Raw genomic sequence first — 9,715 nt, forward strand, 5'->3', positions numbered from 1 at the left:
ACATGACCCGATCCGACACCGCCCGGCCGATGGTCCGACGGCGCCGTCTCCGCCGCCGCGTGACCGCGGCGCTCGCCGCAGCCGCCGCGACCGCGGTGCTCCTCGCCGGCTGCTCCGCCGGCTCGACCGCGGCGACCTCCGACACCGGCCCCGTCCGCGGCGGCACCCTCGTCTACGCCACGGATCGGGAGCCGACCTGCCTCGACCCGCACAACTCCGGGGACATGCCGCAGACGTACATCGCACGCCAGTACCTGGACTCGCTCGTGTCGTTGCAGGAGGACGGCAGCGTGGAGCCGTGGCTCGCCACGGGGTGGACGATCTCGGACGACGGCACGCAGTACGACTTCACGCTGAAGCAGGGCGTGGAGTTCACCGACGGCACCCCGTTCGACGCCCAGGCGGTGGTGGACAACTTCACGCAGATCCTCGACCCGGCGACGCAGTCGTCGACCGACCTGCTGTACCTGACCGGGTACTTCGACAAGGCCACCGCGATCAGTGACCACGTCGTCCGGATCACCCTGAAGCGCCCCTACTCGCCGCTCCTGGCCGCCCTGTCGCAGGCGTTCTTCGGCATGGAGTCCCCGAAGGCCATGGCCCGTGGGCTCGCGGCGAACTGCGAGTCCCCGGTCGGCACGGGGCCGTTCGAGGTGGCCGGGTGGAACCACGAGCGCGACGTCGAGCTCGTCCGGAACGACTCGTACAACAGCGCCCCGGCTGACGCGAAGCACCAGGGGCCCGCGTACCTGGACGGCATCACGTGGAAGTTCCTCAAGGACAACACGACACGGTACGGCGCGCTGAGCTCGGGCGAGGCGGACGTCATCTTCAACGTGCCGCCGGAGAGCGAGGGGCTGGCGAAGGCGGACCCGTCGATCGAGCTGCAGTCGTTCGTGCACTCGGGCTCGCCGTTCAGCCTCGACCTCAACACGCAGAGCACCGTGTTCAGCGACATCCGGGTGCGGCAGGCGTTCGTGCACGCCTCCGATGCGAAAGAGGCCGTCGAGAGCGCCTACAACGGGGTGTTCCCCTACGAGGGCAACGCCGTCTCCTCGGGCACGCCGCACTACGACGCCGCGTACCACGAGCCGTTCCCGTACGACCCGGCAGCGGCGAAGCAGCTCCTCGACGAGGCCGGCTGGACCGGACGCGACGCGGACGGCTACCGGACGAAGGACGGCGAGACCCTGACGGTGAAGCTGCCCTACAACGCGGACTCCGCGGAGACCCCGCCGGCGGACGTCACGATCCTGCAGGACATCCAGGCGATGGAGAAGCGCGTCGGGATCAAGGTCGTGCTGCAGGCGCTCGACTCGTCCTCGATGAACGCGGTGTGGGGCAACCCGAAGGCGTACGACCTGCTCGGGAACTACTGGAACAGCCCGACCCCGCACGTGATGTACATCAAGTACTCGAAGGCGACCTACGACGTCGACAACGGCCAGAACTCGGCGTTCGCGTACGACGACGAACTCGACCGGCTGCTCATCGCGGGCACCGCGACGACCGACCCGGCAAAGCAGGCGACCGCGTACGCGAAGGCCCAGCAGATCCTGACGTCGAAGGCCTGGAGCCTGCCGCTCTACCCGATCCAGACCCGCCTCGGCATCGCCGACCGCGTCAGCGGCGTGTGGATCGAACCCAGCGAGGGCGAACCCGTCCTCTCCGACGCCTACCTGATCGACGGAGGCAAGTGATGGTCATCCGAGTCACCAGACGCATCGTCGAGGCGGTGGTCCTGCTCCTCGCCGTGGGCACGATCGTGTTCTTCCTCGAGCACGCGGTCCCCGGCGACCCCGCGGTCGCGATCCTCGGCGGCGCCGCAGCGCACCCGACGAAGGAGGCGGTCGCCGCGGTCACCGCGCAGTACGGCTTCGACCGGCCGCTCCTGGCGCAGTACGGCGACTTCCTCGCGGGGCTGTTCCGGCTCGACTTCGGTGAGTCGTACACGCTGAAGCAGTCCGTCACGAGCGTCATCGCCGGGCAGATCGGCCCGACACTCGCCCTCACCGTGACCGCGCTCGTCCTGGCCTGGGTGCTCTCGATCGTCTCGACCCTGCTCACCGCGGGGCGGCCGGGCATCGTCGGCCGCATCGGCTCGGTGGTCGAGACGGTCGCAGCCGGGCTGCCGCAGTTCTGGCTCGGGCTCGTGCTGCTCCTGGTGTTCGCGGTGCAGCTGCACTGGTTCCCGGTGATCGGCTCGGGCCCGCTCGGCATCGTGTTGCCGGCACTCACCCTCGCGATCCCGCTCGCCGGGTTCCTCGGCCAGGTGACCCGCGACGAGTTCGAGGACAAGCAGCAGCAGCCGTTCGTCCTCTCCGCCCGGAGCCGCGGGCTGTCCGAGAACGCGATCCGCGGGAAGTACGTGCTCCGGCACGCGGCGCTCCCCGGCGTCACGCTGTCCGGCTGGGGTCTCGGCTCGCTGGTCTCCGGTGCCGTCATCGCCGAGGTCGTCTTCGCCAGACAGGGCATCGGCCAGGTGCTCGTCGCCGCCGTCAGCGCGCAGGACCTGCCGCTCGTCATCGGCATCACGTTCGTCGTCGCACTCGTCTACGTCGTCGCGAACATCCTCACCGACATCGCGTACGTCGTGGTCGACCCACGACTGCGCCGCACGATCGGAGCCGCAGCATGACCACCGCGACCATCGCACCCAGCGAACCCCGTGCCCTGCAGCCCGACCCGACACCCGCCGAAGCCGGTGTGCGGAAGGTGCGCCGAGCCTCCCACCCGTTGCGACGCGTGTCGTTCTGGGTGGCGGCCGCCTTCATCGCGCTCGTCGCGGTGGCGGCCCTCTGGCCGTCCCTGCTGGCGCCGCAGGACCCACTCGCCATCGACCTCGGCAAGAGCTTCGACGCTCCCAGCGCGCAGCACGTCTTCGGGACCGACCAGTCCGGCCGCGACGTCTACTCGCGCGTCGTGCACGGCGCCGGCCAGTCCGTCCTGATCGGCGTCGGAGCCACCGCGCTCGGGCTCGCCGGAGCCGTCCTGCTCGGGGTCCTCGGCGGGCTCGGCGGCCGTGCCGTCGACGCCGTCGTGACCCGCGTGATCGAGGTCCTCTACGCGTTCCCGGGCATCCTGCTCGCGCTCATCCTGATCGCCGTGTTCGGCTCGAGCGCGGGGACGCAGATCCTCGCCGTCGGCATCGCGACCGTCCCCGGGTACGCCCGGATGGTCCGCGGGCAGGTGCTCGCCGTGCGGAACGCCGGGTACGTGCAGTCGGAGCGCGCGCTCGGCCACTCTTCGGCGCACGTCCTGTTCCACACCCTGCTGCCGAACGCCTTCCGCCCGCTCACCGTCCTGGTCACGCTCGGGATCGGCCAGGCGATCGTCTGGGCGTCGGCCCTCGGCTTCCTCGGCATGGGCGTCCAGCCGCCCGCTCCGGAGTGGGGCGCGATGCTCAACGCCGGCCGCAACTACCTGCAGCAGGCGTGGTGGCTCGACTTCTGGCCGGGCGTCGTGATCGTGCTCCTCGCGTTGTCGCTGACCGCCGTCGGTCGCGCCGTGCAGACCCTGACCCAGCCTGGAGGCCCCCGGTGACCGCTCCTGACCTGCTCACGTCCGCCACGTCCTCCGTCCCGTCGGGTGGTGCCGCTCGTCCGACCGGTCCCCTCGTCGAGGTCCGGGACCTCTCCGTCGCCTTCGGCGACCGCACCGTCGTGCGGGACGTCTCGTTCACGCTCGACCCCGGCCGCTGCGTCGCGATCGTCGGCGAGTCCGGCTCCGGCAAGAGCGTCACCGCCAGGTCGCTGCTCGGGTTGAACGGCCCGTCGTCGTCGACCACCGCCGGGGCGCTCTCGCTCGGCGGCCGCGACCTCCGCGACCTGTCCGACCGTGCGTGGCGCGGGGTCCGCGGCAAGGACGTCGGCTACGTCCTGCAGGACGCCCTCGTCTCGCTCGACCCGCTCCGGAGGGTCGGCGCATCCGTCGCCGACGCACTCCGCGCGCACGGGGTGGGTCCGCGCTCCGCCCGTGAGCAGCAGGTGCTCTCGCTGCTGGGCCGCGTGGGGATCCCCTCGCCGTCGCTGCGTGCACGGCAGCTGCCGTCCGAGCTCTCCGGCGGGCTGCGGCAGCGTGCGCTCATCGCCGCCGCGATCGCCCTCGACCCCGCGGTGCTCATCGCCGACGAGCCGACGACCGCACTCGACACCACCGTGCAGGCGCAGATCCTCGCGCTCCTCGACGAGCTCCGTGCCGGCGGGACCGGTCTCGTGCTGATCAGCCACGACCTCGGCGTCGTCGAGCAGCTCGCGGACGAGGTCGTCGTGATGCAGCACGGCGTCGTCGTCGAGCAGGGGCCCGTCGCCGCCGTCCTCGGCGACCCGCAGCACGCGTACACGAAGCGCCTGCTCGCCGCGATCCCCTCCGCCCACGCACCCGGAGCGCGGCTGTCGGACGCACCGCCGGCGACGCTCGCGCCGCGTCCGGCGTCGCGCCCGGTGCCGGTCGCCGGCTCCGTGGTGCTGTCCGTCTCGCACGTCAGCAAGCGGTACCGGGGGCCCGACGGGGTAGTCCGCACCGTCGTGGACGACGTGTCGTTCGAACTCCGGGCCGGCGAGACGCTCGGCATCGTGGGGGAGTCCGGGTCCGGCAAGTCCACGACCGCGGCGATCGCCCTCGCGCTGACCCCGCCGTCCTCGGGGCAGGTGCTGTTCGAGGGTCGGCCGTGGTCAGCGCTGCCGGAACGTGCCCGCCGGGCCGACCGTCCCCGGATCGCGACCGTGTCGCAGGACCCGCTCTCCTCGTTCGACCCCCGGCGCACCGTCGGCGAGCTCGTGCGCTCGGCCCTCGTCGGGGCGCGGTCCGCCCGCGGGGCCGGCGCTCCCGGTTCGTCGGACGCGGCACGGGTCGACTCGCTCCTGCAGGGCGTGGGACTCGACCCGTCGCTCGCCGGGCGACACCCGCTCACCCTGTCCGGCGGCCAGCGGCAGCGCGTCGCGATCGCCCGGGCACTCGCCACCGATCCCGACGTGCTCGTCCTCGACGAGGCCGTCAGCGCGCTCGACGTCTCCGTGCAGGCGCAGGTCCTGGACCTGCTCGCCGACATCCGGCAGGAGTACGGCACCGCCGCGCTCTTCATCTCCCACGACCTCGGTGTGATCCACCACGTCAGCGACCGCGTGCTCGTCCTGCGCGACGGTCGGGTCGTCGAGGAGGGGCCGGCCGACCAGGTCTTCCGCTCCCCGCGCGACCCGTACACGCAGGGGCTGCTCGACGCGGTCCCCGGCGTCAGCGTCCACCGGAACCCCCAGTCTGCGCAGTCTCCCCAGTCTCCCCAGTCTCCCCAGTCTCCCCAGGAGGAATCATGACGATCACCGCCCCCGTGATCCGGACGTCGCTGCTCGAGCAGTTCGCCCCCGTGTTCGACCGCATCGCCGACGGGGCCGTCGACCGTGAGCAGACCCGGACCCTGCCGCACGAGCAGGTCCGCTGGCTCGCCGACGCCGGGTTCACCGCGGTCACCGTCCCCGTCGCCGCGGGCGGCAGCGGAGCCTCGGCCAGCGACTTGTTCGCACTGCTCGTCCGGCTCGCCGAGGCCGACTCGAACATCCCGCAGCTGCTCCGCGCGCACTTCTCCTTCGTCGAGGAGCTGCTGCTCGACCCCGGGGTCGTCCGGCGTGACGAGTGGTTCACCCGCATCGCCGCCGGCGAGGTCTTCGGCAACGCCAGCCACGAACGGAGCAGTGCCGGCGTCGGGTCGCTCGCGACGCACCTCGTCCCGGACGGCGACGGCTGGCGGCTGCACGGCGAGAAGCACTACAGCACCGGCACGATCTTCGCCGACTGGACGACCGTCACCGCGCAGACCCCGGACGGCCACACGGTCGGCGTCACCGTGCGGGTGGACGACCCCGGCGTCGAGGTGCGCGACGACTGGAACGGCTTCGGCCAGCGCCTCACCGGCAGCGGCACCACCCGGTTCGACGGCGTCCGGGTCGAGCTCTGGCAGCTCCGACCCGAACGCGGCGAGCGGCGCACCGTGCTGCCGGCGTTCCTGCAGACGGTGCTGCTGGCGTCGCTCGCGGGGGTCGCCGCGGCGGCGGCCCGGGACGCCGCCGCGTTCGTGCGCTCCCGGACCCGGCACTACCAGCACGGGGTCGGGGCCACCGCCGCGTCGGACCCGCTCGTGCAGTCCGTCGTGGGTCGCATCGCCGCCGACGCGGTCGCCGCCGAGGCGCTCGTCCTCAGCGCCGCCGCCGCGATCGACGAGGCGCACGACGCGATCGTCTCGGACGCCCTCGACGCCGGAGCCCACATCGACGCGGCGGAACTCCGGACGATCGCACTGCAGTCCTCGGTGGTCGAGCTGGCGCTCCGCGCGACGACGACCCTGTTCGAGGTGGGCGGTGCCAGCGCGACCGACCGGGACCGCTCGCTCGACCGGCACTGGCGGAACGCCAGGACCCTGTCGTCGCACAACCCGGTCGTGTTCCAGCAGCGGGTGATCGGCGACCACCTGGTGAACGGCGCACCCCTGACGTACTTCTGGGCCACGGGCGAGGCCCGCTGACCGCTGCGTCCGGTCGCGCAAGTGTCACTCGGCACACCACGCAGTTACACTTAGGTCCTCAAGTGTCACAACGCACACCCTGTGCGCACGGATCGGAGTGCGATGCCCTGGCCCCCGATCGACTCCGAAGAACTCTGGTTCGAGTCGAAGTACGCTGGGTTCGGTGTCGCCGCAAGCCGCCGGAGCACGCTCGGCCACCCGTACCGAGCGGCCGTGCCACCACGGATCGCCGAACTGGATCCGGCTGTCTCGTCCGCGACCGCGGCACTGGTCGACGACGCGGTCGAAGCGCTCATCCGTTTCGACGCGCAACTCGGTGGTGAGATCGCACCGTTCGCCTCGCTCCTGCTCCGGTCGGAAGCCGCCGCGTCGTCGCAGATCGAGAACCTCACGGCGAGCGCGCGGGCGATCTACACGGCGGAGCTCGGCGACGACTCACGGCAGAACGCTGCGCAGATCGTCGCGAACACTCGTGCCATGCAGAGCGCGCTCGATCTCGCAGCGGACCTCACGCCGGCGTCGGTGCTCGCGATGCACGGTGTGCTCCTCGACGGCGATCCGCACCACGACGCCGGCGCCTGGCGTGGCGAGGCCGTCTGGATCGGCCGCAGCGCGGACAGCCCCGCGGGTGCGGAGTTCGTCGCGCCGGCATCAGGAAGAGTCCCCGACCTCGTCGACGACGTGATGGTGTTCGCCCGCCGGACGGACCTGCCGCGCCTGGTGCAGATCGCGGTCGCGCACGCCCAGTTCGAGACCATCCACCCGTTCACGGACGGCAACGGCCGAACGGGTCGTGCGCTCATGCAGGCGATGTTCCGCGGCACCGGGCTCACACGGAACGTGACGATCCCCGTCTCGGCGGGTCTGCTCACGGACACCGCCGGGTACCACGCTGCTCTCGACGCGTACCGGACAGGCGACATCGAGCCGATCGTGGTCGCGACGGCGGAAGCGTCGTTCCGCGCGGTCAACAACGCCAGCGTGCTCGTCGACGACGTCCATGCCGTGCAGGCGCAGTGGCGGGAGAGCGTCACCGCGCGATCCGACTCGAGTGTCTGGCGGGTGCTCGAGGTGGTGGCACGACAGCCGGTCCTCACTGCATCGTCGTTGTCCGCGCAGCTCGGCGGCTCGCTGAACGTGTACCGAGCGCTCGACGCGTTGACCGCTGCCGGCGTCCTCGTGTCGAAGTCGGAGCACAAGCTCCGGACCACGGTGTGGCGCAGCGATGACGTCCTCCGGGCGCTCGACGCGTTCGCTCGACGGTCTGGCCGGCGGGGCTGACGCCGCCGTCGCCGGACCCGCGAGACTGGTGCTGTGGACTTCTCCCTCGGTGACGACCGTCCGGACCTCGACGAGCTCGTCGCGCTGTACGCAGCGGTCGGCTGGACCGCCTACACCGACGACCCCGGACGGCTCCACGCCGCGGTGCTCGGGTCGCACCTCGTGCTGACGGCGCGCAGCGAGGGCGGGGAGCTGGTCGGCCTGGTCCGCACGGTCTCCGACGGGTGCACGATCGCGTACGTGCAGGACCTGCTCGTCGCGCCGTCCGCCCAGCGGGCCGGCGTCGGGGCCGCGTTGCTCGGCGCGGTGCTCGAGCGGGTGGCCGACATCCGGCAGGTCGTGCTGCTCACCGACGCCGAGCCGGGGCAGCGCGCCTTCTACGAGTCCTGCGGCTTCACCGAGGCCCACGACGTCGCGCCGTCCGGCCTGCGGTCGTTCGTCCGCTTCGCCGCCTGATCCCAGCCGGCGCGACGCGGGGCACTCGTCTCGCGGGCCGCCGGTGCCCGATCGGCCGCTGGTACCCTCGGAGGACGCAGTGTGTATCTACCGGCCGCCGCACCTCGGCGGACAGCGGCGGCACCCGATGGGTCCGCGGAACGAACGTGGGCCGAGAAGGCACACCACGACATGCTCCAGGCGCGCTCCTCTGACGCTTCCCTGATCGCCCACGCCGGGCGCTCCTACTTCCCGATCGCGTTCATCGCGCGGCTCCCCTTCGCGATGATGGTCGTCGGGGTCCTGACGCTCGTCGTCGCATCGCGCGACTCCGTCGCCCTCGGCGGCATCAACTCCGCGTTCGTCGGCATCGGGTCGGCGATCTTCGGCCCGATGGTCGGCGCCGCGGCGGACCGCCTCGGCCAGCGGAAGGTGCTCGTCCCCGTCGGCATCGCGAACGGCGTCCTGCTCGGCGTCTTCCCCCTCGTCGTGCAGAGCACCGCGCCGGACCTCGCCGTCCTCGCGATGTCGTTCTGCATCGGGGCCTCGGCGCCGCAGGTCGCACCGATGTCCCGCACCCGGCTCGTGGCGATCATCCGGCAGCGGATGGCGAAGGACCGCCACGAGAAGGTGCTCAGCGGCACCATGGCGTACGAGTCCGCGGCGGACGAGACGGTGTTCATCATCGGGCCGTTCCTGGTGGGGCTGCTCGCGAGTGCGATCGCCCCGTGGGTGGCCGTCGCCGGTGCCGCTGCCCTGACCTTCGTCTTCGTGACGGCCTTCGCGCTGCACCCGACGGGCAGGCTCGCGGTCGGGCAGCAGGCGGAGGTGGTCCAGGCCCTGGCCCGCCAGCTCCTGCGTCCGCGCCTCGTCGTGGTGGTCGTCGGGATCCTCGGCATCGGGTTCTTCTTCGGCTCGACCCTGACCTCGCTGACGGCGTTCATGGGCACGCACGGCGAGTCCTCGCAGGCGGGGCTCCTCTACGGGCTGATGGGCATCGGCTCGGCCGGCCTGGCGCTCGGATCGGCGGCGTTCCCGCGGTCGTTCGGCGTCGGCTGGCGCTGGCTCGTCTTCGGCGTCGTGCTCCTCGGTGGCGCGATCGCGTTCGCGTCGGCCGACTCCGTCGTCGCGGTCGGCATCGTCCTGGCGGTCATGGGCATCGGCATCGGGCCGACCCTCGTCGCGCAGTACAGCCTCGGGTCCGACCGCTCCCCGGTGGGTCGTTCGGCCACGACGATGACGATCCTCGGTTCCGCCGTGATCGTCGGGCAGTCGCTCACCTCGGCCGTCGTCGGCGAGGTCGCCGAGCGCTCCGGCACGCAGGCGGCGATGCTCTTCCCGGCGATCTCCGCGGCGATCGTGGTCGTGGCCGCCGTCGTGAACCTGCTCCTGTCCCGCCGGAGCTGACCGGGCGCCACTCGGCGCGCGAGACGCCCCCGAGTCCGCGAGACGCCTCCGAGTCCACGAAACGCCCCCGCAGGGGGC

General features: G+C 72.1%; 8 protein-coding genes. All 8 read left to right on the plus strand.

The window, feature by feature from the left end; all coding sequences use genetic code 11:
• The first annotated feature begins 2 nt into the window (after positions 1–2).
• Positions 3–1,700 (plus strand): ABC transporter substrate-binding protein, encoded by a 1,698-nt coding sequence (locus tag EDF55_RS12740; protein ID WP_260235910.1) that lies wholly within the window; start codon positions 3–5, stop codon positions 1,698–1,700.
• Positions 1,700–2,638, plus strand: a complete 939-nt coding sequence (locus EDF55_RS12745; RefSeq protein WP_123655312.1) for an ABC transporter permease — start codon at positions 1,700–1,702, stop codon at positions 2,636–2,638. The genes EDF55_RS12740 and EDF55_RS12745 overlap by 1 nt, the downstream gene beginning before the upstream one ends.
• A complete protein-coding gene (locus tag EDF55_RS18995) occupies positions 2,635–3,543 on the plus strand; it encodes an ABC transporter permease (RefSeq protein ID WP_123655313.1) in 909 nt (302 codons plus the stop codon). The genes EDF55_RS12745 and EDF55_RS18995 overlap by 4 nt, the downstream gene beginning before the upstream one ends.
• Positions 3,540–5,312 carry an ABC transporter ATP-binding protein gene (locus EDF55_RS12755; protein WP_260235914.1) on the plus strand — a complete coding sequence of 591 codons (1,773 nt, stop codon included), beginning with the start codon at positions 3,540–3,542 and terminating at the stop codon, positions 5,310–5,312. The genes EDF55_RS18995 and EDF55_RS12755 overlap by 4 nt, the downstream gene beginning before the upstream one ends.
• Positions 5,309–6,514: an acyl-CoA dehydrogenase family protein gene (locus tag EDF55_RS12760; protein ID WP_123655315.1), complete on the plus strand. Its 1,206-nt coding sequence runs from the start codon at positions 5,309–5,311 to the stop codon at positions 6,512–6,514. Before EDF55_RS12755 ends, EDF55_RS12760 begins: the two co-directional genes overlap by 4 nt.
• Positions 6,515–6,616: 102 nt before the next feature.
• Complete coding sequence (locus EDF55_RS12765) at positions 6,617–7,795, plus strand: Fic family protein (RefSeq protein WP_123655316.1); 1,179 nt, start codon at positions 6,617–6,619, stop codon at positions 7,793–7,795.
• A 33-nt stretch (positions 7,796–7,828) separates the two neighbouring features.
• Entirely contained in the window at positions 7,829–8,251 is a 423-nt protein-coding gene (locus EDF55_RS12770; protein WP_123655317.1) for a GNAT family N-acetyltransferase, read from the plus strand.
• Between the two features lie 171 nt (positions 8,252–8,422).
• Positions 8,423–9,637: an MFS transporter gene (locus EDF55_RS12775; RefSeq protein WP_123655318.1), complete on the plus strand. Its 1,215-nt coding sequence runs from the start codon at positions 8,423–8,425 to the stop codon at positions 9,635–9,637.
• Positions 9,638–9,715 lie beyond the last annotated feature (78 nt).

This window comes from Curtobacterium sp. ZW137 (genome assembly GCF_003762905.1).
Classification (GTDB): Bacteria; Actinomycetota; Actinomycetes; order Actinomycetales; family Microbacteriaceae; genus Curtobacterium.

Coding starts and splice junctions, on each gene's coding strand:
- EDF55_RS12740 (WP_260235910.1), top strand. CDS start 3: ATGACCCGATCCGACACCGCCCGGCCGATGGTCCGACGGCGCCGTCTC.
- EDF55_RS12745 (WP_123655312.1), top strand. CDS start 1,700: ATGGTCATCCGAGTCACCAGACGCATCGTCGAGGCGGTGGTCCTGCTC.
- EDF55_RS18995 (WP_123655313.1), top strand. CDS start 2,635: ATGACCACCGCGACCATCGCACCCAGCGAACCCCGTGCCCTGCAGCCC.
- EDF55_RS12765 (WP_123655316.1), top strand. CDS start 6,617: ATGCCCTGGCCCCCGATCGACTCCGAAGAACTCTGGTTCGAGTCGAAG.
- EDF55_RS12775 (WP_123655318.1), top strand. CDS start 8,423: ATGCTCCAGGCGCGCTCCTCTGACGCTTCCCTGATCGCCCACGCCGGG.
- EDF55_RS12760 (WP_123655315.1), top strand. CDS start 5,309: ATGACGATCACCGCCCCCGTGATCCGGACGTCGCTGCTCGAGCAGTTC.